General features: G+C 64.4%; 22 protein-coding genes and 1 pseudogene. 20 read left to right on the plus strand and 3 right to left on the minus strand.

Features of this window, described 5'->3' with window-relative positions; genetic code table 11:
- Positions 1-1,131 (plus strand): iron-sulfur cluster carrier protein ApbC, encoded by a 1,131-nt coding sequence (apbC, locus tag ACN0X7_RS13965; RefSeq protein WP_417518277.1) that lies wholly within the window; start codon positions 1-3, stop codon positions 1,129-1,131.
- 28 nt (positions 1,132-1,159) lie between these two features.
- Here apbC and ACN0X7_RS13970 read toward each other — a convergent pair whose 3' ends face one another.
- Positions 1,160-2,140 (minus strand): NAD(P)H-dependent glycerol-3-phosphate dehydrogenase, encoded by a 981-nt coding sequence (locus ACN0X7_RS13970; RefSeq protein WP_417518279.1) that lies wholly within the window; start codon positions 2,138-2,140, stop codon positions 1,160-1,162.
- Between the two features lie 197 nt (positions 2,141-2,337).
- Between ACN0X7_RS13970 and ACN0X7_RS13975 the strand changes: the two genes are divergently transcribed.
- From ACN0X7_RS13975 to pqqE, 10 genes and pseudogenes are all read left to right on the plus strand, one after another.
- Positions 2,338-3,129: an SRPBCC family protein gene (locus ACN0X7_RS13975; protein ID WP_417518280.1), complete on the plus strand. Its 792-nt coding sequence runs from the start codon at positions 2,338-2,340 to the stop codon at positions 3,127-3,129.
- A gap of 80 nt (positions 3,130-3,209) precedes the next feature.
- Complete coding sequence (locus ACN0X7_RS13980) at positions 3,210-3,677, plus strand: (2Fe-2S)-binding protein (RefSeq protein WP_417518282.1); 468 nt, start codon at positions 3,210-3,212, stop codon at positions 3,675-3,677.
- Between the two features lie 54 nt (positions 3,678-3,731).
- Positions 3,732-6,104 (plus strand): xanthine dehydrogenase family protein molybdopterin-binding subunit, encoded by a 2,373-nt coding sequence (locus ACN0X7_RS13985; protein WP_417518284.1) that lies wholly within the window; start codon positions 3,732-3,734, stop codon positions 6,102-6,104.
- A gap of 12 nt (positions 6,105-6,116) precedes the next feature.
- On the plus strand, positions 6,117-6,908 hold the full coding sequence (locus ACN0X7_RS13990; protein ID WP_417518286.1) for an FAD binding domain-containing protein: 792 nt from the start codon (positions 6,117-6,119) through the stop codon (positions 6,906-6,908).
- 118 nt (positions 6,909-7,026) lie between these two features.
- A complete protein-coding gene (locus tag ACN0X7_RS13995) occupies positions 7,027-7,731 on the plus strand; it encodes an ABC transporter permease (protein WP_417518288.1) in 705 nt (234 codons plus the stop codon).
- Positions 7,732-7,734: 3 nt separating this feature from the next.
- Positions 7,735-8,448, plus strand: a complete 714-nt coding sequence (locus tag ACN0X7_RS14000; protein WP_417518290.1) for a phosphate ABC transporter ATP-binding protein — start codon at positions 7,735-7,737, stop codon at positions 8,446-8,448.
- Positions 8,442-9,266 (plus strand): substrate-binding domain-containing protein, encoded by an 825-nt coding sequence (locus ACN0X7_RS14005; RefSeq protein WP_417518292.1) that lies wholly within the window; start codon positions 8,442-8,444, stop codon positions 9,264-9,266. The genes ACN0X7_RS14000 and ACN0X7_RS14005 overlap by 7 nt, the downstream gene beginning before the upstream one ends.
- Before the next feature lie 77 nt (positions 9,267-9,343).
- Positions 9,344-9,421, plus strand: coding sequence for a pyrroloquinoline quinone precursor peptide PqqA (pqqA, locus tag ACN0X7_RS14010; RefSeq protein WP_417518415.1), 78 nt, complete (start codon positions 9,344-9,346; stop codon positions 9,419-9,421).
- Between the two features lie 100 nt (positions 9,422-9,521).
- Positions 9,522-10,542, plus strand: a pseudogene (gene pqqC / locus ACN0X7_RS14015) (pyrroloquinoline-quinone synthase PqqC).
- Positions 10,539-11,633, plus strand: coding sequence for a pyrroloquinoline quinone biosynthesis protein PqqE (pqqE, locus tag ACN0X7_RS14020; RefSeq protein ID WP_417518294.1), 1,095 nt, complete (start codon positions 10,539-10,541; stop codon positions 11,631-11,633). Before pqqC ends, pqqE begins: the two are co-directional and overlap by 4 nt.
- A 2-nt stretch (positions 11,634-11,635) precedes the next feature.
- On the opposite strand, the gene ACN0X7_RS14025 is transcribed toward pqqE, so the two are convergent.
- Both ACN0X7_RS14025 and ACN0X7_RS14030 read right to left on the minus strand, forming a co-directional pair.
- Positions 11,636-12,682 carry an aldo/keto reductase gene (locus ACN0X7_RS14025; RefSeq protein WP_417518296.1) on the minus strand — a complete coding sequence of 349 codons (1,047 nt, stop codon included), beginning with the start codon at positions 12,680-12,682 and terminating at the stop codon, positions 11,636-11,638.
- Positions 12,683-12,836: 154 nt separating this feature from the next.
- Positions 12,837-13,457, minus strand: a complete 621-nt coding sequence (locus tag ACN0X7_RS14030) for a glutathione S-transferase family protein (protein ID WP_417518298.1) — start codon at positions 13,455-13,457, stop codon at positions 12,837-12,839.
- A 128-nt stretch (positions 13,458-13,585) separates the two neighbouring features.
- Between ACN0X7_RS14030 and ACN0X7_RS14035 the strand changes: the two genes are divergently transcribed.
- The 9 genes from ACN0X7_RS14035 to ACN0X7_RS14075 all read left to right on the plus strand — a co-directional run bounded on the left by ACN0X7_RS14035 (position 13,586) and on the right by ACN0X7_RS14075 (position 21,713).
- Positions 13,586-14,563, plus strand: coding sequence for an NAD(P)H-dependent flavin oxidoreductase (locus ACN0X7_RS14035; protein WP_417518300.1), 978 nt, complete (start codon positions 13,586-13,588; stop codon positions 14,561-14,563).
- 34 nt (positions 14,564-14,597) lie between these two features.
- Positions 14,598-15,437, plus strand: a complete 840-nt coding sequence (locus ACN0X7_RS14040) for an LLM class F420-dependent oxidoreductase (protein WP_417518302.1) — start codon at positions 14,598-14,600, stop codon at positions 15,435-15,437.
- 352 nt (positions 15,438-15,789) lie between these two features.
- Complete coding sequence (locus ACN0X7_RS14045) at positions 15,790-16,584, plus strand: 2-keto-4-pentenoate hydratase (RefSeq protein ID WP_417518304.1); 795 nt, start codon at positions 15,790-15,792, stop codon at positions 16,582-16,584.
- Between the two features lie 18 nt (positions 16,585-16,602).
- Positions 16,603-16,974, plus strand: a complete 372-nt coding sequence (locus ACN0X7_RS14050) for a VOC family protein (RefSeq protein WP_417518306.1) — start codon at positions 16,603-16,605, stop codon at positions 16,972-16,974.
- 78 nt (positions 16,975-17,052) lie between these two features.
- Positions 17,053-18,489: a cryptochrome/photolyase family protein gene (locus ACN0X7_RS14055; protein WP_417518309.1), complete on the plus strand. Its 1,437-nt coding sequence runs from the start codon at positions 17,053-17,055 to the stop codon at positions 18,487-18,489.
- A gap of 84 nt (positions 18,490-18,573) precedes the next feature.
- Positions 18,574-19,575, plus strand: coding sequence for a cysteine synthase A (locus ACN0X7_RS14060; protein WP_417518311.1), 1,002 nt, complete (start codon positions 18,574-18,576; stop codon positions 19,573-19,575).
- A gap of 33 nt (positions 19,576-19,608) precedes the next feature.
- On the plus strand, positions 19,609-20,322 hold the full coding sequence (locus ACN0X7_RS14065) for an alanyl-tRNA editing protein (RefSeq protein ID WP_417518313.1): 714 nt from the start codon (positions 19,609-19,611) through the stop codon (positions 20,320-20,322).
- A 9-nt stretch (positions 20,323-20,331) separates the two neighbouring features.
- Complete coding sequence (gene sseA, locus ACN0X7_RS14070) at positions 20,332-21,180, plus strand: 3-mercaptopyruvate sulfurtransferase (protein ID WP_417518417.1); 849 nt, start codon at positions 20,332-20,334, stop codon at positions 21,178-21,180.
- Positions 21,177-21,713, plus strand: coding sequence for a GNAT family N-acetyltransferase (locus ACN0X7_RS14075; RefSeq protein WP_417518315.1), 537 nt, complete (start codon positions 21,177-21,179; stop codon positions 21,711-21,713). Before sseA ends, ACN0X7_RS14075 begins: the two co-directional genes overlap by 4 nt.
- The last annotated feature ends 1 nt before the right edge of the window (position 21,714 follow it).

The following is a 21,714-nucleotide window of genomic DNA, read 5'->3' on the forward strand; positions in this document are numbered from 1 at the left end:
ATGCCGGAAATCAAAGAATCCGATATTCGCGCCGCCCTCTCGCGCGTGGTCGATCCGGACCACGGAAAAGACGTGATCAGCGCGGGCATGATATCCGGTCTGGTGGTGAAAGGCAGCAACATCGGGTTCGCGGTCGAAGTCGATCCCGCGAAGGGTGCGCAGAAGGAACCCTTGCGCGAAGCCTGCGAGGAAGCGGTGATGGCACTTCCCGGCGTCACGTCGGTCACTGCCGTCCTGACAGCGCACAGGGAAGGTCCCTCGAGCCCCCCCGCCGGGCCGCCGCAGGGCAAGCGCCCCGGGCAGGCCCGCGCCAACCAGCGCGCCGACATTCCGGGCGTGAAATCCATCATTGCCGTCGCCTCGGCCAAGGGCGGCGTCGGCAAATCGACCACCGCCATCAATCTGGCCGTCGCGCTGTCGAAGCGCGGACGCAAGGTCGGCCTGCTGGATGCCGACATCTACGGCCCCTCGGTCCCACGGCTGATGGGCCTGTCGGGCAAACCGAAATCCCCTGACGGCAAGAGCATCGATCCGATGGCCGCGCATGGCATCGTCTGCATGTCCATCGGTTTCCTGATCGAAGGCGACACGCCGATGATCTGGCGCGGCCCGATGGTGATGAGCGCGCTGGAACAGCTGATGCGCGACGTGAACTGGGGCGAACTGGATGTGCTGGTCGTCGACATGCCGCCCGGTACCGGCGACGCTCAGTTGACCATGGCGCAGCGCGTGCCGCTGACCGGTGCCATCGTGGTCTCGACGCCCCAGGACATCGCCCTGATCGACGCGCGCAAGGGCATCGCCATGTTCCGCAAGGTGGACGTGCCCCTGATGGGCATCATCGAGAACATGAGCTATTTCCTGTGCCCGAGTTGCGGGGAGCGTTCGGAGATCTTCGGCCACGGCGGCGCGCGCGAGACCGCCGCCGAGCTGGAAACCGACTTTCTGGGTGAAGTGCCCCTGCACATGTCGATTCGTGAGACCTCCGACGGCGGCACGCCCATCGTCGCCTCGAACCCTGACGGCGAACATGCGCAGGCCTATCTGGCGCTGGCCGACCGGGTGGCCGAGAAAATCGACGTGGCCCTCAGTGGCGGCACCGGCGCGGGACCGCGTATCGTCATCAGTTGAAGCGTCGCGGAACGGGAAGAGGCGGCGTTCACTCCAGCCCTTCGGGCCGTTTCAGAAGACCGGCAACTGCTTCGCGCAGGGGCAAACCGTCGTTCAGCACGGCATTCACCGCTTCGGCGATGGGCATCTCGACCCGATGACGTCGCGCCAGTTCGACCAGCGGCGCAGCCGTCAACGCGCCCTCCGCAAGCTTCGCGGGCGGCGGCTCGCCGCGCCCCAGCGCGAACCCGAAGCTGTAGTTGCGCGACTGTTCGTCGGTGCAGCTCAGAACCAGATCGCCCAGCCCTGAAAGGCCCGACAGCGTTTCGGGACGCGCGCCCAGGGCGAGACCCAGACGGGTGAGTTCGGCCAGCCCGCGGGAGATCACGGCAGCCCGCGCGTTGGCCCCCAGCCTGGCCCCCATGACGGCCCCCGCGGCGATCGCCAGCACGTTCTTGACCGCGCCGCCCATGGCGACGCCGGTCAGATCATCGCTGGCGTAGAGCCGGAGATCGCTGCCGGCGAAAAATCGCGCGAGTTCGCGGGCGATTGTCAGGTCCGACGCGGCGAGCGTCGCGGCAGCGGGCAGGCCACGCGCGAGTTCTGTCGCAAACGTCGGTCCGGACAGCATGCCGATCTCCGCCGACGGCCACAGTGCGCCCGCCAGTTCCGGCATGGTGCACCGCGTCGACTGCTCGATCCCCTTCGCCGCAACGATGACCCGATCCGGCACGACACCCGTCCGATCGAGGTCTCCGGCGACGGCGCGGATCGCCTGCGCGGGGGTGGCGAGCAGGATCGTCTCGACGCCGCACAGGTCCGGCAGCCTGTCCGTCACCGTGACCCGATCGGGCAGGCTGGCATCCGGCAGCGCCGGATGTGTACCGCTGCGCAACAGCGCGGCCAGGGCGGCGCCATCGCGCCCCCAGAGCACGACATCGCAACCGGCACGCCCGACACAGATCGCGAGTGCCGTGCCCCAGGCACCGGCACCGACGATGGCGAGATCGCTTTTCCTGACCCTGTTCATGATTCCGACATCGGGGTTACAGTCATCCTTTCAAAGTCTGCCGTCGGAAACGCCGCAATTCATGCGTCATAGAGACGCAAAACCGATGGCGTGAATTGGGGAGTGCGCCCCGACGCGCTAACTTTACCGGTAATTCCAACAAGCGCGACATGCCTGCGGGCATCGCGAAATCGCGCGAACTCATGGAGGCTCGGGTCATGAAGATTTCCGGCAGCTACGATATTGAAGCCGACCGCCAGACCGTATGGGAAGCGCTGAACGATCCAGAAATTCTGAAAGCCTGCATCCCTGGCTGCGAGTCGCTGGACAAGACCGAGAACAACGAACTGACCGCCGTCGTCACGGCGAAGGTCGGCCCGGTGAAGGCCAAATTCAACGGCACGGTGGAACTGAAGGATCTCAACCCGCCCGAATCCTACCGCATCGAAGGATCCGGCAAGGGCGGTGCCGCGGGTTTCGCCAAGGGTGGCGCGGACGTGAAGCTGACCGAGATCGAGGGCGGCACCAATCTGACCTATGAGGCCGATGCCCAGGTCGGCGGCAAGCTGGCCCAGATCGGCGGACGGCTGATCGACGGCACGGCCAAGAAGATGGCCGACCAGTTCTTTGCAAACTTTCGCGAGCAGGTCGGTGCCGGATCGAGCGATACCGAAGCGACGGCCGCTGCGTCGACCGAGCCCGCAGAGGAGCCACCGGTGGCCATCGCAGTCGAAGGCGCGCCCGATCCGCAGGACGCCGCCGAACCTGCAAAGCCGGATCAGGATGCCGAAGCCAAGACTCCGGAAGAAAGCATGAAAGAGCAGGAGATCCGCGAAGCCGCGGCGCAGAACGCGGCAGCCGCCGCCGTGTCCGGCGTCGCTGTCGCGCCCGATCCGCAGGCGACAGCCGGGGCGGTTCCCGAAGCAGAAAAGACCAGCGGCCTGCCGGTTTGGGTCTGGTTCGTCGGTGCGGTCGCGCTAATTATCGTGCTGGTCGCGCTCGCCGCTTGAGATTGTTTTGATCCCGGCGCAGGATACGCGGCATCTGAGGTACATCTGATTGACGAAATACGAAAGGGAGGATGGGGGGCATGCCTAACGTCTCGATGAAGATCAACGGAAAGGCTGTCAGCGGCGAGGTCGAGGGACGCACGCTGCTGGTGGATTTCCTGCGCGAGGGACAGCGTCTGACCGGAACCCATGTCGGCTGTGACACCAGCCAGTGCGGTGCCTGTGTCGTGCTGGTCGACGGGCGCTCCGTCAAGAGCTGCACCATGCTGGCGGTTCAGGCCGAAGGCACGGACGTGACGACGATCGAGGGTCTGGCCAACGGCGACGACCTGCACCCGATGCAGGAAGCCTTCCGCGAGAACCACGGCCTGCAGTGCGGTTTCTGCACGCCCGGCATGATCATGTCGGCGGTCGATCTGGCCAAGAACAATCCGGACCCGTCGGAAGACGAAATCCGGGACTGGCTGGAAGGCAACATCTGCCGCTGTACCGGTTACCACAACATCGTGAAGAGCATCAAAGCAGGTGCCGAGGCGATGCGCGGCTAGACTGCTGTGCGACCGGTCATTCGAACAGACTGACGTTCTCAGGGAGGAACTGTCATGACGGAACAGGGAATTGGCGCCAGCCCGCGCCGCAAGGAAGACTTCCGCTTCATCAAGGGACGCGGCAAGTACACCGACGATATCACGCTGAACAATCAGACCTACGCGGTCATCGTCCGCTCGCCGCATGCGCATGCGACCATCAACGACATCGACGCCAGCGCCGCACTGTCGGCCGAGGGTGTCGTGTCGGTGCTGACATCGGAAGATTTCGCCGCCTATGGCGGACTGCCCTGCGGCTGGCAGGTGATCGGCAAGAACGAAGAGCCGATGATCGAACCGAAGCACCCCATCCTCGCCGAGGGCAAGGTGCGCCATGTGGGCGATCCGGTGGCCGTTGTCATTGCCGAGACCAAGGCGCAGGCCCAGGCCGCTGCCGAACTGGTCGATGTGGACTACACCGAGCTGCCCGCCGTGATCGACATGCGCGAGGCCCTGGGCAGCAAGCCCGCCTCCGTCCATGACGAAGCCGGCGACAACCAGTGTTTCGACTGGGAAATCGGCGACAGGGCCGCGGTCGATGCCGCGTTCGAGAAGGCACATCATGTCACCAGGCTGGAACTGATCAACAACCGGCTGGTCCCGAACGCGATGGAGCCGCGCTGCGCCATCGGCGACTACGACAATTCAAGTGGCGAGCACACGCTCTACACCACCAGCCAGAATCCGCACGTGATCCGGCTCCTGATGGGTGCGTTCGTGCTGCAGATCCCCGAGCACAAGCTGCGCATCTATGCCCCGGACGTGGGCGGCGGCTTCGGCTCGAAGATCTATCACTATGCCGAAGAAGCGATCATGACCGTCGCGGCCAAGGTCATCGGACGTCCGGTGAAGTGGACCTCGGACCGGTCAGAGGCTTTCCTGTCGGACGCGCACGCCCGCGACCACATCACCACGGTCGAACTGGCGCTGGACCAGGACGGCAAGTTCCTGGCGCTGCGTGAATTCACCATCGCGAACATGGGGGCCTACCTGTCCACCTTCGCGCCGTCGATCCCGACCTACCTGCACGCGACACTGCTGGCCGGTCAGTACACGACGCCGGTGATCTATGCCGAGGTCAAGGCCGCCTTCACCAACACGGTGCCCGTCGATGCCTATCGCGGCGCAGGGCGGCCCGAAGCGACCTATCTGCTGGAGCGGATCGTCGACAAGGCCGCCGCCGAGATGGGCATGGACCCCGTGGCCATCCGCCGGAAGAACTTCATCCAGCCGGACCAGTTCCCCTATGACACGCCGGTCGCCCTGACCTATGACACGGGCGATTTCGAGGCCACCCTGTCTGCCGGTCTGAAGGCCAGCAACTGGGACAGCTTCGAGGAGCGCCGCAAGGAAGCCGCATCGCGCGGCAAGCTGCGCGGCATCGGCATCAGTTGCTATATCGAGGCGTGCGGCATCGCCCCGTCCAATGTGGCGGGCGCGCTGGGCGCGCGGGCGGGTCTGTACGAATGCGCCACCGTGCGTGTGAACCCCACCGGCTCGATCCAGGTCCTGACCGGCAGCCACAGCCACGGCCAGGGTCACGAGACCAGCTTCGCGCAAATCGTGTCCGAGAAGCTGGGCATGCCGATCGAGCAGATCGAGATCGTTCACGGCGATACGAACAAGATCCCGTTCGGCATGGGCACCTATGGCTCACGGTCGATGGCGGTTGGCGGCGTCGCGCTGTCGAATGCGACCGACAAGATCATCAACAAGGCCACCAAGATCGCGGCGCACCTGATGGAAGCATCGTCGGAGGACGTCGTCTTCGAGAACGGCATGTTCAAGGTAGCGGGCACCGACAAGGAAGTCGCCTTCGGCGATGTCGCCCTGACGGCCTATGTCCCGCACAACTATCCGCTGGAAGAGCTTGAGCCGGGACTGGAAGAGACCGCGTTCTACGATCCGAAGAACTTCACCTTCCCGTCCGGCACCTACGTCTGCGAGGTCGAGATCGACCCCGATACGGGCATGGTCGATATCGTTGCGTTCCATGCCACCGACGATTTCGGCAACGTCATCAACCCGATGATCGTCGAGGGACAGGTGCATGGCGGGCTGGTGCAGGGCATCGGTCAGGCCCTGTTCGAGAACGCCGTCTATGACAGCAACGGCCAGCTGGTGAGCGGTTCCTACATGGATTACCAGATGCCGCGCGCCTACGATGTGCCGTTCTTCTCGATCGATCATCAGGTGACCGCCTGTACGCACAACGTGCTGGGCGTGAAAGGCTGCGGCGAAGCGGGGGCGATCGGATCGCCGCCCGCGGTGATCAACGCTATTGTCAACGCACTGAAGGATTACGGAGTCGATCATATCGACATGCCGGCCACCCCAGCGAAGATCTGGAAGGCCATCCATGGCGGTATGAAGCAGGCTGCCGAATAAGGGGGATCAGAGATGTACGAATTCAATTATCAGAAAGCATCAAGCGCAGATGCGGCAGCACAGGCTCTCGGTTCGGCTGAAGACGGCAAGGTGATGGCCGGTGGCATGACACTGATCCCGACGCTGAAACAGCGCCTGGCAAGCCCGTCCGACGTCATCGATCTGGCGGGTGCCGGCATGGTTGGCATTAGCCGCAGCGGCGACACGCTGGTGATCGGCGCGATGACCACCCACGGCGCGGTCGCGGGGTCCAGCGAGGTCCAGTCGGCGATCCCGGCACTGGCCTATCTGGCGGGCACCATCGGCGATCCGGCGGTGCGGGCACGCGGCACGATCGGCGGCTCGATCGCCAACAATGATCCCGCAGCCGACTATCCCAGCGCCGTCGTCGCCCTGAACGCGACGGTCAAGACGACCAAGCGCGAGATTGCCGCGGACGACTTCTTCACCGGCATGTTCGACACGGCACTGGAAGAAGACGAGATCATCACCGAAGTGCATTTCCCCATCCCGAAGAAGGCCGGCTACGCCAAGTTCAAGAACCCGGCCTCCCGCTATCCCATGGCCGGTTCGTTCGTCGCGGAAACCGCCGACGGCATCCGGGTGGCCATCATCGGCGCGGGACCGGGCGTGTTCCGGGTGAAGGACTATGAAGATGCCCTGTCGTCGAACTTCTCGAAGGACGCGATCAAGGATGGCGTGGTCAGCGCCGACGGCCTGAACAGCGACATTCACGGCAGCGCCGACTATCGCGCGCACCTGTGCACGGTCATGACACGCCGGGCGATTGACGCCGTCGGCTGACACCGCTGACATCGCGAAACCCGAAAGGCCGGTCTCCGAAAGGAGGCCGGCCTTTTTTGGTGCGGACCATGTCGCAACTGGACTTGCGCCGGCCCGCGATCTCGTGTTCCTGCAGGCCATGTCGGATATCGCCACAGCATTCGGCCTCGCGCTGGGCCTGATCTTCGGACTGGATGCCGAACTGATCGACATCGTCGGCCGCTCGCTGATGGTAAGCCTCAGCGCGGTCGCCCTGGCCTCGCTGATCGGCCTGCCCCTCGGCGCGGCGATGGCGGTCTACCGCTTCCCCGGCCGGCGGGCGGCCATCGTCCTGCTCAATGCCATGATGGGACTTCCGCCGGTCTTCATCGGACTGATCGTCTATCTGATGCTGTCGCGCAGCGGTCCGCTCGGCGTGCTCGGTCTGCTGTTCACGCCCGGTGCCATGATCATCGCACAGACCTTGCTGATCACGCCCATCGTCGCAGCGCTCGCACGCCAGATCGTCCGCGACCTGTACGATGAATACCGCGAACAGTTGTGCTCCCTCGGCGCGCGTCCCGCACAGATGCTGCGCACTCTGCTGTGGGACAGCCGCACGGCCCTGATGACGGCGGTGATGGCCGGGTTCGGGCGCGCCATGGCCGAGGTCGGTGCCGTCTTCATCGTCGGTGGCAACATCGCCTATGCCACCAGGGTCATGACCACGGCGATCGCGCTTGAGACGGCAAAGGGCAATCTCGCGCTGGCTCTGGCGCTCGGCTTCATCCTCGTGCTGATCGCGCTGGGTGTGAACGCCGTTGCCTCGATCATCAGCGGCACGACCCGGCACCGGGGGCTCTGACCCATGGCCCTGCTCCCGCTTGAACTGGAAGGGATCGGACTGGATGCGGACGGGCGCACCCTGCTCGACGGCATCAGCCTGACGATCGGATCCCCGGGCAAGACAGTCATTCTAGGCCCCAACGGGGCGGGCAAGAGCCTGCTGCTGCGCCTCTGTCACGGACTCATCGCGCCGACACGCGGGACCATCACATGGACCGAGACGGACCGGCTGAACCAGAGACGCGCGCAGGGCATGGTGTTTCAGAAACCGGTCATGCTTCGCCGGTCAGTGAAGGCCAACGTCGCCTACGGGCTGGCGCTCCACAGGGTTCCCCGCGAACGGCAGGTCCAGCGGATCGAAGCTGCGCTGGCCATCACCGGGCTTGCGGAACTGGCGGATCGCTATGCCCCCTCGCTGTCGATGGGCGAACAGCAACGGCTGGCGCTGGCGCGGGCGCATGCGCTTGAACCGGAGGTGCTGTTTCTCGATGAACCGACGGCCAGCCTGGACCCCGGTGCGACCGGGCAGGTCGAGGATCTGATCGGGCGGATCGGAGACAGCGGCACCAAGATCATCATGACGACACACGATCTGAGCCAGGCCCGCCGGATCGCCGACGAGATCATTTTCCTGCATGACGGACATCTGGTCGAAAAGGCCGACGGGAAGCGCTTCTTCGCTTCGCCGGGCACCGAGACCGGCCGGGCATTTCTGGAAGGACGATTGCTGTGGTGAGACGATTGCTTGGAGTACTGACGATCCTGATCCTGACGGGGGGAGGACAGGCGGCGCAGGCCGACCAGATCACGCTGGCCTCCACCACATCGACCGAGAATTCCGGACTCTTCGCGCACCTTCTGCCGCTGTTCGAAGTCGAGACCGGAATCCAGGTCCGCGTCATTGCGGTCGGTACCGGTCAGGCCATCCGTCTGGCCCGCAACGGGGATGCCGATGTCCTGCTGACCCACCATCGCGAAAGCGAGGAAAGGTTCGTGGCGGACGGCTTCGGCGTGCGACGTCTGCCCGTGATGTACAATGACTTCGTGATCGTCGGACCTGCCGCCGATCCCGCACGGGTGGGCACCTCGGAAACCGCCGCCGACGCGCTGGGAAGGATCGCGCGGGCTGAACAGCCCTTCGCATCGCGTGGTGACGAGAGCGGCACCCACAGGGCGGAAATCAGCCTCTGGGCCAGGGCGGGCGGCAAACCGGCAACGCGGCAGAACTGGTACCGCGAGATGGGTTCGGGCATGGGGGCCACCCTGAACGCGGCAGTGGCGATGGGTGCCTATACGCTCAGCGACCGCGCCACATGGACCAGCTTCGCCAACAAGGGCGGTCATCGCATCCTGTTCGAAAGCGATCCTGCGCTGTTCAATCAATATGCGGTGATACGCGTGAACCCGGAGCGCCATCCGCACGTGAAGGCCGGCGCGGCGAAACGGTTCATCGACTGGCTGATCTCCGCCGAGGGTCAGGCTGCGATTGCATCGTTCCGGCTGGCGGGCAGGCAGGTGTTTTTCCCCAACGCCCGCAGACTGCCGAAAAGTTGAGCATTGCGGGGATGCGGTAACGCGGCTAGGCTTCAAAAACTGAGTTCTTGTTCAACATAGCGAAGGGAGGTGATCTCGTGATCTGGCATACACCTGTGATCGAAGAGATTTGCATTGGTATGGAAATTAACGGGTATTTCCCTGCCGAATTCTGATCTCACGGTCAGTTGCATGTCGAAGGGGGCTGGCCGGTCTATACCTGCCGGCCCTTTTCATGTCTGAGCGGGTGCTTCAGCGCCTTTCGGAGAGCGTGCCATGACGGCTTCCACCCTGACACCTGCGGAACTGGAAGCGGCCCTGCGCGACATCGGCGCGCGCCGCTATCACAACCTGCACCCCTTCCACAGACTGCTGCACGGCGGCGACCTGACCAGGGCGCAGGTCCAGGCGTGGGCGCTGAACCGATACTGCTATCAGGCGCATATTCCCGCCAAGGATGCGTCGCTGATGGCGCGGCTGCCGACAGCCGAACTGCGCCGCGAATGGCGGCGGCGGATCGTCGATCACGACGGCGATGACACGACCGGCGAAGGCGGAATCGAACGCTGGCTGCGTCTCTGCGAAGGGCTCGGGCTCGACCGCGACTATGTCGAAAGCATGCAGGGAATCCTGCCGACGACGAAGTTCGCCGTGCAGGCCTATGTGCATTTCGTGCGCGAGATGCCCCTTCTGGATGCGATCGCCAGTTCCCTGACCGAACTGTTCTCCCCCACCATCATTTCCGAGCGCGTGTCGGGCATGCTGGCCAACTACGATTTCGTCGACGAACAGACGCTCGGCTATTTCAACAAACGGCTGACGCAGGCCCCCCGCGATTCCGATTTCGCGCTGGATTATGTGAAGGAACACGCGACACGCCCCGATCAGCAGAAGGCTGTGCTGCACGCGCTGACGTTCAAGTGCACCGTGCTCTGGTCCCAGCTCGATGCGCTCTATTTCTCCTATGTCGAACCCGGCATGGTGCCGCCCGACGCCTTCGTGCCGGAGCGGGACTGACATGACAGACGTCGCCGACAGCGCCGTACCGAAGCTGCCGCGCGGCGTGAAACTGCGCGAGGACAAGGCGCGGGGCGGGTGGACCCTGATGGCACCGGAGCGGATCATCAGGCTGGATCCGATCGCGCACGAAATCCTGAAGCGCATCGATGGTAGTGTCACGGTTGCGGCGATCGTCGATGACCTGGCCGCCGGCTTCAACGCACCGCGAGACCAGATCGATGGTGATGTGAAGAAGATGCTGGGCGATCTGGCCGAAAAGCGCTTTCTGGACCTGTGACCGCGCCCGCCGCGATAGAGCCGCCCATCGGCATGCTGGCGGAACTGACCCACCGCTGCCCGCTTCACTGTCCCTATTGCTCGAACCCCGTCGAACTGGATCGCCGCGCGTCCGAGCTGTCGACCGGCGACTGGAAACGCGTGTTTTCGGAAGCCGCGGATCTGGGTGTCCTGCAGGTGCACCTGTCCGGCGGCGAGCCCACCGCCCGCCGCGATATCGTCGAGATCGTCGGACATTGTGCCAGCGTCGGCCTTTACACCAACCTGATCACGGCGGCGGTCGGCGTGAAGCCGGATGTGATGGCCGCGATGGCCGATGCCGGTCTGGATCACGTGCAGATCTCGTTCGAGGGTGTCGAGGATATAGCCGCCGACCGGATCGCCGGTCTGAAAGGCGCCCACGCCGCCAAACGCGCACTCGCGGCCCAGGTGATCGACCTCGGCCTGCCGCTCACCGTCAACGCCGTGATCCATCGTGCCAATATCGAACTGGTCGAGGACATGGTGCGCGCCGCCGTCGCGATGGGGGCGAAGCGCGTCGAGGTTGCGCACACGCAGTACTACGGGTGGGCCCTGCGCAACCGCGCGGCCCTGATGCCGACATGGGAGCAGGTCGAGACGGCCCTTCAGACGGTGGAAACCCTCCGCCGGGAACTGAAGGGCGAGATCGTCATCGATGCGGTCGTGCCGGACTATTACGCGCGGCTGCCCAAACCGTGCGTCGGCGGCTGGGGCAGGCGCTCCCTGAACGTGACGCCAGCCGGAAAGGTACTGCCCTGTCACGCCGCGGAGAGCATTCCGGGCCTGCACTTCGACCGGATTCAGGAAAAGTCGCTGGCGGACATCTGGCAGAACGGGCAGGCCTTCAACGCCTATCGCGGCACCGACTGGATGCCGGATCTGTGCCGGACCTGCGAGCGCCGGGACATCGATTTCGGCGGCTGCCGGTGTCAGGCCATGGCCATCGCCGGCGACGCGTCCGAGACCGATCCCGCCTGCGCCAAGTCCCCCCTGCACCAGTCGCTGGTGGACATGGCCACGGACGCCGCCGCCTCTGACGTCACGGACTACGACTACCGTCGCTTTCTCTGAGATCAGATCGGCATCGGGTGCCGGCGATTGATCGCCGCGATGGCTTCCATCACCTCGTCCGACAGCGTCACGTCTGACGAGGCAACGGTCGCCTTCAACTGATCCATCGTCGTTGCACCGAAGATCACCGATCCCATGAACGGTCGCGTCAGGCAGAAGGCCACCGCCATCTGCGACGGATCGAGATCATGTTCCCGCGCCAGCGCCAGATAGGCGTCGTGCGCGGGCCACATGTTCGGCGTGATGCGCCCGCCGATATCGTCGTTCACCGAACGCCGGGAGTGCGCTGGCGTCACGTCGCCTTCGTACTTGCCGGAAAGGATTCCTCCGGCCAGCGGCGAATAGGCCAACAGATCAACATCCTCGTTGCAGCAGAGTTCGGCGAGGTCCGTATCGAAGATCCGGCACATCAGGGAATATTCGTTCTGGATCGTGGCGACGCGCGGCAGTCCATGGTCCTCCGACGCGCGGATGAACTGGGCGGTGCCCCACGCGGTTTCGTTGGACAAACCGATGTGGCGGATCTTGCCCGCCTCGATCTGGCGCTGCAGTTCGCCCAGCACATCGACGATGTGCTGCTTCGTCTGCTCCGGCGCCCGACCCGTCGGATCGTAGTGCCAGTAGCGACGGAAGTGATAGCTGCCCCGATTGGGCCAGTGCAGCTGATAGAGGTCGATGCGGTCGGTCTGCAGACGTTTCAGCGAGGCGTCCAGCGCGGGCCGGATCGTCTTCGAGGTGATCGGAGCACCCTCCGCCGTGCCGCGCTTCGAGCCCTCGCCACTGATCTTCGAAGCCAGGATGACGTCGTTCCGACGGCCGGTCTTCGCGAACCACGATCCGATGACCGCCTCGGTGTCCCCGAAATGATCGTCCGGGCCTGGATTGGCCGGATACATCTCCGCCGTGTCGATGAAATTGATGCCCTGATCGAGCGCGTGGTCGATCTGGGCGTGGCCTTCGGCTTCGGAGTTGCGTGAACCCCAGGTCATGGAACCAAGACAGAGGGTCGATACGTTGAGGTCAGTCCGGCCAAGTGTGCGGTAGTTCAAGGTCGTGGTGCTCCTGAAGAGTTGGAATCTGCGTCGTCCCCGATCGCGCCGGCGGCACGACTCGGGGATCGGGATCAGAAAACGGCTGGTTCAGTCTGATCCCCGCGTTGCACTCGCGCGCAAGCGGGGATGACCAGATGGAGAGGGCCAATCGCTATGCCGCTTCGGCAGCCTCGGTGGCTTCCTTGCCGCGCTGGACGGCGCGCTTCAGCGCATCGCGGCCCCGGACACGCGCGAAATAGTCCTCGACCGGGCCCTCGGGGATGCTGAATTTCGCCCCCTTGGCCCAGCCCGCGCAATGGCCCAGCAGCAGATCCGGCACCGTGAAGGCGGCACCGGTGACAAACTCCCGGTCCGCCAGGTGTTTCTCAAGGGTCCGCATGGCCTTCGCGAACTCATGCTCGCAGGTCTTGCGGATCTCCGGCGTGCGCACCTCTTCGGGATGGATGAAGTCGTTCTTGGCCGCGGTCCAGAGCGCCCCCTCCACCTCGTCGACACAGAACTGGGTCATCGCATCCTGGCGCCCGCGTTCGGGCGTGCCCGCCGGGGCCGTCAGCTTGCCGTGCTTGTCGGCCAGGTAGGTGCAGATGGCGACCGAGTCCGGGATGATTGTCCCGCCGTCTCGCAGAACCGGCATCTTGCCGCCCGGATTGCCCTTCGTGACTTCGTCCGTGTGCTGAGCGGCGACGATGATCTCGTAGGGCTCGCCCAGTTCCTCCAGCATCCAGATGATCCGCATCACGCGGCTGTTCGGCTTTCCGACGACTTGATACATGTTCCGACTCTCCCTGTTGCGGCGCGATCATGCGTCAGTACCGTCGCCGCGACAAGATTGACCCGCGCGTCAGGCTACGGCAGGGTCGAGGCAACCAACCGGGGCGGAAAATCTGAAGGACCATAACCATGAAAACGCGGATCACAGAACTGTTCGGCATCGAGCACCCGATCATCCAGGGCGGCATGCATTATGTCGGATTTGCCGAGCTGGCCGCAGCCGTCTCCAACGCGGGCGGGCTGGGCATCATCACCGGCCTGACGCAGAAGTCCGCGGACGATCTGGCCAAGGAAATCGCCAAGTGCAACGGCCTGACCGACAAGCCGTTCGGCGTGAACCTGACCTTCCTGCCCTCGCTGACCGCGCCGGACTATCCGGCCTATATCGAGGCGATCATCGACGGCGGCGTGAAGATCGTCGAAACGGCGGGACGCAACCCGGCGGAGCACCTGCCGCGCCTGAAGGAAGCCGGGATCAAGGTCATCCACAAGTGCACCTCGGTGCGTCATTCTCTGAAGGCGGAGCAGATCGGCTGCGATGCCGTTTCCGTCGACGGGTTCGAATGCGGCGGCCATCCAGGCGAGGACGACATCCCGAACATGATCCTGCTGCCACGCGCGGCGGAGGAACTGAAGATCCCGTTCGTTGCGTCGGGCGGCATGGCGGATGCGCGCAGCCTGGTCGCCGCCCTTGCCATGGGTGCCGACGGCATGAACATGGGAACGCGCTTCATCGCGACGAAGGAAGCCCCGGTGCATGAACGCGTGAAGCAGGCCATCGTCGCCGCGTCCGAACTGGACACGCGGCTGGTCATGCGCCCGTTGCGCAACACCGAGCGTGTGCTGAACAACGCCGCCGCCGAAAGCCTGCTGGCCAAGGAAAAGCGCCTGGGCGACGCCCTGGAGTTCAAGGACATCATCGAGGAAGTGGCCGGCGTCTATCCGAAGATCATGCTGGACGGCGACATGGACGCCGGCGTCTGGTCCTGCGGCATGGTCGCCGGACTGATCCACGACATCCCGACCTGTCAGGAACTGATCGACCGGATCATGTCGGAAGCCGATTCGCTGATCCGTGAACGTCTGGAAGGCATGCGCGCGGCCTGAACCGCGGGCCGCGCAACCAAGGGGAGGGTTCATCATGAAGTACGGCGTCCAGATTTTCGCCACCGACTATTCGATCCGGCCGGCCACACTGGCAAAGGCGGCCGAGGAACGCGGCTTCGAGTCGCTCTGGCTGCCCGAGCATTCGCACATTCCGGCGTCGCGGCTGTCGCCCTGGCCGGGCGGCGACGAACTGCCGAAGATGTATTACGACGTGATGGACCCCTTCGTTTCGCTGGCCAGTGCGGCCTCGGTGACCTCGACCATCAAGCTGTGCACCGGCATCTGTCTGGTGATCCAGCGGGATCCGATCCAGTTGGCGAAAGAGGTAGCGTCGCTGGACCAGATCTCCGACGGCCGCGTGATTCTGGGCATCGGCGCGGGCTGGAACCGGGAGGAGATGGAGAACCATGGCACCGACTTCGACCGCCGCTTCAAGATCATGCGCGAGAAGGTGCAGGCCATGCAGGCGATCTGGACGCAGAACGAGGCCGAGTATCATGGCGAGTTCGTGAATTTCGATCCCGTCATGGCCTGGCCGAAGCCCAAGCAGCGTGGCGGCCCGCCGATCATCGTGGGCGGCGGTTTCCCCGGCGGCGGCAAGCGCGCCATCGCCTACGGCAACGGCTGGATGCCGATCGACGGTCGCGGCTGGGACATCATGGAGACCCTGTCGCAGTTCCGGCAGATGGCCGCCGAAGCCGACCGCGACCCGTCGGACCTGCCCGTCTCGATCTTCGCCGCACCGCAGGACGAAAACCGGATCAAGACGTTCGAGGATGCCGGGGTGGACCGGCTGGTGTTCGGGCTGCCCCCCGCACCGGACGACGAAGTGCTGCCGATCCTGGACAAGCTGGTGAAACTGACGGGGTTTTGAGTCGTTCCCGTCCTCGACTGAACCGCCGGATCCCGGACCGTCGCCCCCGGTTTATCCGGGGGCCTTTCCGCATGCCCGGCACGCGCAGTGCTGGCTGAATCATCTGCTGCCCCCGGCACGAGCGGGGGTGACACCTCGTGCGTCTGAAGGTTTCAATCAGATGCCGGAACGTTCCAGCCTGCTCACGCACCTGAACGGGAAAGGCCCATCGCCCGTTGCGAACCTTCGACCTGTCCGGCGCTCGTGATGGTGATTTTTCCGGTGGCGATGGTCCGGAAATCGCGCATGCGGTTCTCCCCTGCCCCCTCAGACGCTAGTCTTTGTCGTGGAACACCATCACAAGGGGACGGCGATGACGACGACAGAGAAAATCGACCGGGCGGCGACCTGGCTGGACAACGCCCACCTGAACGGCGATCGCTATGTCCCGATGCCGGACGATCTGCGCCCGGTCGATATTCCCGAGGCATACAGGGTACAGCAGGCGTTCGTCGCACGGATGGCGCAACGCGGTCGCCCGTCCTTCGGCTGGAAGATCGCGCTGACGGCCGAGACGATGCAGAAGATGGTCAACATCGACCGCCCGGTCGGCGGCACCATCGTCGCGCCATCGCTGCACGAAAGTCCTGCTGACCTGAAGGCTTCGGATTTCGGTCGTATCTGCTTCGAGTGCGAGGTCGCCCTGCGTCTGGGCCACGACCTGCATCCGGACGAGGGCCCTTTCGACATGGCCACCATCGCCGACAGGGTCGTTGCCATGGCCGCCGCGTTCGAAGTGGCTGACGACCGCGATGCAGACTACACGACGCTGGAAGCCATGAGCATGATCGCCGACAACGCCTGGAACGCGGGCATGGTGCTGGGCGAGGTGCACAGGGATGTGGACCCGTCGGGCCTGCCCGAAGCCACCGCCACGCTGGAAATCGACGGTGCGGAGGTCGGGCGCGGCGTCGGCGCGGATGCCATGGGGCATCCGTTCAACGGGTTGCAGTTTCTGGCCGACGAAATGACGGCCCAGGGGTCGACGCTGAAGGCCGGCGACTGGATCCTGACCGGTACCGTGATCCGCACACAATTCCCGAAGCCCGGCAGCGAACTGGTCTATCGCCACAGCCTGCTCGGTGAAGTCCGCGCAAGGGTGCTCTGACGCACGGGAGATCGACACATGAAACTCGGCAATTTCTCGATCAGTCTGGCGGTGAAGGATATCGCCGCGTCGCGGGCCTTCTACGAGAAGCTGGGCTTCGGCGAGATCGGCGGGGTCGCGGATCAGGGCTGGCTGATCATGAAGAACGAGGGCTGCGTGATCGGCCTGTTTCAGGGCATGTTCGAGCAGAACATCCTGACCTTCAATCCCGGCTGGGACGCGGACGGACAGACGCTCGATAGCTTCACCGATGTGCGTGAGCTTCAGAAGCGGCTGAAGGCCGACGGCATCACCTTCGAGACGGAGGCGGATGAGACAACCACCGGTCCGGCAAGCTGCACCCTGCTGGATCCCGACGGCAACGCGATCCTGATCGACCAGCACGTCTGAAGTCCGACCGGCACGCGTGATCCATCCCGCAGCCGATGCCGTACGGCCTTGCTGGTAGCCTGTAGCAGGAGAACGCCCATGTCCGACGCCCCCATCATCGTCTGGTTCCGCCGGGATCTGCGTCTGGCCGACAATCCTGCGCTGGCAGCCGCAACCGAAAGCGGCGCGCCGGTCCTGCCGGTCTACATTCTGGACGACGAAACGCCGGGCGAATGGGCGATGGGCGGCGCGTCCCGCTGGTGGCTGCATCACACGCTGGAACGCCTGTCCGCCGCGTTCGGACAACGCAATAATCGGCTGATTCTGAGAAAGGGTCATGCGGCGAGCGTGCTGGACGGTCTGATTTCCGAAACCGGCGCGCAGGGCGTCTACTGGAACCGCATCTACGATCCGGCGGAAATCGATCGCGACAGGGACATCAAGGCCGATCTGGGCGAGCGGGATCTGGACGTGCAGAGCTTTCGCGGCAACCTCGCGTTCGAACCCTGGGTCATCAAGACCAAGGACGACGGCCCGTACCGCGTGTTCTCGCCTTTCCTGAAGGCCTGCCTGAACGCCGACCCGCCCGCGGAACCGCTGCCGGTCCCAGAAGGCATCGGCGTGCCCGACGCATTCCCGGACAGCGATGCGCTGGATGACTGGCATCTGCTGCCGACGAAACCCGACTGGGCCGGCGGGCTGCGCGAAAGCTGGACACCGGGCGAGGCGGGGGCGATGGCGCGCTTCGAACGTTTCATCGACGGCGACCTGTCCGACTATGCCAAGGGCCGGAACTATCCCGACCGGGATGTGACGTCGCGTCTGTCGCCGCACCTGCATTTCGGCGAGATTTCGGTCAATCAGATCTGGCAGAAGCTCGACTTCGCCGAGAAGGAAGGCGCCAGGTCCATCGGCAAGTTCCGTTCGGAAGTGGTCTGGCGTGAATTCAGCCACCACCTGCTGTTCCACTATCCGACACTGCCGGAAGAGAACTGGCGCGAACAGTTCGACGAATTTCCCTGGCGCGAGGATGAAGCGGGACTGAAGGCGTGGCAGAAGGGCCGCACCGGCTATCCGCTGGTCGATGCCGGCATGCGCGAACTCTGGCACACCGGATACATGCACAACCGCGTCCGCATGGTCGTCGCCAGCTTTCTGATCAAGCATCTGATGGTGCACTGGAAACATGGCGAGGCATGGTTCTGGGACACGCTGTGCGATGCCGACCTGGCCAACAACGCCGCAAGCTGGCAGTGGGTGGCCGGATCGGGCGCCGACGCCGCCCCCTATTTCCGCATCTTCAACCCGATCAAGCAGGGACAGGACTACGATCCGAAGGGCACCTACATCCGGCGGTGGGTGCCCGAGATCGCCGATCTGCCCGACAAGCACCTGCACGAGCCCTGGAACGCGCCCGACGATGTTCTGGAGCAGGCCGGTATCGTCCTGGACGACACCTATCCCCGGCCGATCGTCGATCACGCCACGGCGCGCAAGCGGGCGCTGGACGGATACGACCAGATCAAGAAGGGTTGAGCGGACCTTCCAGGCTTTACCCGTTGTGTGGTTCGCCCTAAATACCGTGACACATCTGGATGAACGGTATTTTACGAGAAAAAAATGCAAATTAAAGATGGCTTCGTCGGCACCATCGGCAACACCCCGCTGATCCGCCTGAACAGGGTTTCCGAGGAAACCGGCTGCGAGATTCTGGGCAAGGCCGAGTTCCTGAATCCCGGCGGATCGGTCAAGGACCGCGCGGCGCTGGCCATCATCACCGACGCCGAGGAACGCGGCTTGCTGAAGCCAGGCGGTACGATCGTCGAGGGCACGGCCGGCAACACCGGCATCGGGCTGGCGCTGGTGGCGGCCGCGCGCGGATACAAGTGCGTGATCGTGATTCCCGAAACCCAGACCGAGGAAAAGAAGGAGATGCTGCGCATCTGCGGCGCGGACCTGCGCGAGGTGCCGGCGGCCCCCTACAGCAACCCGGACAATTTCGTACGCTATTCGGGGCGGCTGGCCGATGAGATCGCAAAGGAGAACCCGAACGGCGCGATCTGGGCCAACCAGTTCGACAACACGGCCAACCGGCACGGCCACTATGAGACCACCGGCCCCGAGATCTTCGACCAGACCGACGGCACCGTCGACGGCTTCATCTGCGCGGTCGGCTCGGGCGGCACGCTGGCGGGCGTTGCCCAGGCGTTGCGCGAACGCAAGCCCGAAGTGAAGATCGGCCTGGCCGATCCGCACGGTGCCGCGATCTACAACTACTACGCCCACGGCGAACTGAAGGCCGAAGGCAGCTCGATCTCGGAAGGTATCGGTCAGGGCCGCATCACGGCCAATCTGGAAGGGCTGGACGTCGATCACCCCTATCGCATCGGTGATCCGGAGATCGTCGAGATGGTCTTCGACCTGGCGCAGAACGAAGGCCTCATCCTGGGCGGTTCCAGCGGCATCAATGTCGCGGGTGCCGTGCACATGGCCAAAGACCTCGGCCCCGGCCACACCATCGTCACCATCCTGTGCGATGGCGGGCAGCGTTATTTCAGCCGGCTGTACAATCCCGAATTCCTGCGGGAGAAAGGCTTGCCGACACCGCCCTGGCTGGACTAATCCAGAAGGGTGAGCCCTTTCGGAGACGCATCCATGACCGAAGCCCTGTTCCGTGACGATTCCTATCTGAAATCCTGCGCGGCGACCGTCGCCGCCGTGAACGACAGGGGCGGCGTGGTGCTGGACCGCACGGTGTTCTATCCCACCGGCGGCGGTCAGCCCGGCGACAGCGGCACGATGACCCGCGCCGACGGCAGCGAGGTCCCGATAGCAACCACGGTCAAAGGAGACACGCCGGACCAGATCGTGCATGTACTGCCCGAAGATGCGACCTGCCCCGACGTCGGCGAGAAAGTCACCGTCACGCTGGACTGGGACCGGCGTTATGCGCACATGCGCATGCACACCTGTCTGCATCTGCTGTCGGCAGTATTGCCCTATCCGGTCACCGGCGGGCAGGTCGGCGCGGAGAAATCCCGGCTCGACTTCGATATCCAGGAAGCGATCCTGGACAAGGATACCATCACCGCCCAGCTCAACGAACTGATCGAGGCGGACGATCCGGTCAGCTTTCGCTGGATCACGGATGCCGAACTGGAAGCCACACCGGAACTGGTCAAGACCATGTCCGTGAAACCGCCGACCGGTGCCGGTCACGTGCGGCTGATCGAGGTCAGCGGACGCGATCTGCAGCCCTGCGGCGGCACGCATATTTCAAGGACCGGCGAGATCGGTCCTGTCGAAGTCCGCAAGATCGAGAAGAAGGGGCGTCAGAACCGCCGCGTCTCGATCCAGTTCAAGCAGTAGGAGGCCATCATCGGCTACGCCAATCCCCAATCGCTGGTATCGACCGAATGGCTCGCACAGCATCTGAATGCGCCCGATGTCCGCGTTGTGGACGCGAGCTGGTACATGAAGCATCTGGGCCGCGACCCGAAGGCCGAATTCAAGGCCGAGCACATCCCCGGTGCGGTCTATTTCGATATTGACGATATTGCCGACACCGACAGCGACCTACCCCACATGATGCCGAGCGCGGAGAAGTTCTCGTCGCGCTGCCGCCGTCTGGGTCTGGGCGACGGCGTGCGCATCGTGATCTACGACGGCGGCGGCTGCACGGCGGCCGCGCGCGCCTGGTGGATGTTCCGGGCGTTCGGACATGACGACGTATCGGTGCTGGACGGCGGCCTGCCCAAATGGAAAGCCGAGAACCGCCCGCTGGCCGATCTGCCGGACGTGCCGCGCGAACGGCATCTTTCCGCGCGCTACAACACCTTTCTGGTCCGCGACGTCGATCAGGTACTGGACAATGTGAAGCGCAACAGGGAGCAGGTGCTGGACGCGCGCAGCGCCGGGCGCTTTGCCGGAACCGACCCGGAACCACGCGAAGGACTGCGCAGCGGACACATTCCCAACAGTCTCAACCTGCCCTATCAGGAAATGTTCAAGGCCGACGGGACCTTCAAGGATGCCACCGGTCTGCAGGCCGCTTTCGACCGGGCCGGTATCGACATGAAGAAGCCGGTCGTGACGACCTGCGGTTCAGGCGTGACGGCCTGCGTGCTGGCGCTCGGCCTGCATCTGATCGGTCATCGCCAGACCGCCGTCTATGACGGGTCATGGACGGAATGGGGCGGACGCGACGATCTGCCGATCAGCCGATGAACGATCCGCTGCCCGAACGGTCGATTCCGATCACGATCACCTATCTCAGGATGGACCGTCCGCTGACCAAGGCACCGCCGCCGACACCGGGGATTCCGCACGCGATCCTGCGTGCCGAGCGCCCGACCATCAGCTTCTACCGCTATCTCTACAACACCGTCGGCGAACGCTGGACCTGGACAGAGCGGCGCTACATGAGCGACGACGATCTGGGCGCGATCATTCGCGACGACAACGTCGAGATCATGGTGCTGTATGTCCGCGGGGTGCCCGCCGGATACGCCGAGCTGGACTTCAGAAAGCTGCCCGACGAGGCCGATCTCGCCTATTTCGGCCTGATGCCGGAATTCATCGGCATGAAGCTGGGTCCGTGGTTCCTGCACTGGGCCGTCAGCGAGCTGTGGTCGCGCGGTCCCGAAGCGGTCACGATCAACACCTGCACCGCCGACCATCCCTCGGCCCTGCCCATGTATCAGCGGATCGGTTTCAATCCGGTCAGGCGCGAGGATGCAATGCTGCGGCCCCTGCCCTGAC

It is taken from the genome of Minwuia sp., from assembly GCF_048263705.1.
GTDB lineage: Bacteria > Pseudomonadota > Alphaproteobacteria > Minwuiales > Minwuiaceae > Minwuia.

Coding starts and splice junctions, on each gene's coding strand:
- ACN0X7_RS14045 (WP_417518304.1), top strand. CDS start 15,790: ATGACGACGACAGAGAAAATCGACCGGGCGGCGACCTGGCTGGACAAC.
- ACN0X7_RS14060 (WP_417518311.1), top strand. CDS start 18,574: ATGCAAATTAAAGATGGCTTCGTCGGCACCATCGGCAACACCCCGCTG.
- ACN0X7_RS14075 (WP_417518315.1), top strand. CDS start 21,177: ATGAACGATCCGCTGCCCGAACGGTCGATTCCGATCACGATCACCTAT.
- ACN0X7_RS14050 (WP_417518306.1), top strand. CDS start 16,603: ATGAAACTCGGCAATTTCTCGATCAGTCTGGCGGTGAAGGATATCGCC.
- ACN0X7_RS14040 (WP_417518302.1), top strand. CDS start 14,598: ATGAAGTACGGCGTCCAGATTTTCGCCACCGACTATTCGATCCGGCCG.
- ACN0X7_RS13995 (WP_417518288.1), top strand. CDS start 7,027: ATGTCGGATATCGCCACAGCATTCGGCCTCGCGCTGGGCCTGATCTTC.
- ACN0X7_RS14035 (WP_417518300.1), top strand. CDS start 13,586: ATGAAAACGCGGATCACAGAACTGTTCGGCATCGAGCACCCGATCATC.
- apbC (WP_417518277.1), top strand. CDS start 1: ATGCCGGAAATCAAAGAATCCGATATTCGCGCCGCCCTCTCGCGCGTG.
- ACN0X7_RS14055 (WP_417518309.1), top strand. CDS start 17,053: ATGTCCGACGCCCCCATCATCGTCTGGTTCCGCCGGGATCTGCGTCTG.
- ACN0X7_RS14030 (WP_417518298.1), bottom strand. CDS start 13,457: ATGTATCAAGTCGTCGGAAAGCCGAACAGCCGCGTGATGCGGATCATC.
- ACN0X7_RS13970 (WP_417518279.1), bottom strand. CDS start 2,140: ATGAACAGGGTCAGGAAAAGCGATCTCGCCATCGTCGGTGCCGGTGCC.
- ACN0X7_RS13980 (WP_417518282.1), top strand. CDS start 3,210: ATGCCTAACGTCTCGATGAAGATCAACGGAAAGGCTGTCAGCGGCGAG.
- ACN0X7_RS13975 (WP_417518280.1), top strand. CDS start 2,338: ATGAAGATTTCCGGCAGCTACGATATTGAAGCCGACCGCCAGACCGTA.
- ACN0X7_RS14000 (WP_417518290.1), top strand. CDS start 7,735: ATGGCCCTGCTCCCGCTTGAACTGGAAGGGATCGGACTGGATGCGGAC.
- ACN0X7_RS14065 (WP_417518313.1), top strand. CDS start 19,609: ATGACCGAAGCCCTGTTCCGTGACGATTCCTATCTGAAATCCTGCGCG.
- ACN0X7_RS13985 (WP_417518284.1), top strand. CDS start 3,732: ATGACGGAACAGGGAATTGGCGCCAGCCCGCGCCGCAAGGAAGACTTC.
- ACN0X7_RS13990 (WP_417518286.1), top strand. CDS start 6,117: ATGTACGAATTCAATTATCAGAAAGCATCAAGCGCAGATGCGGCAGCA.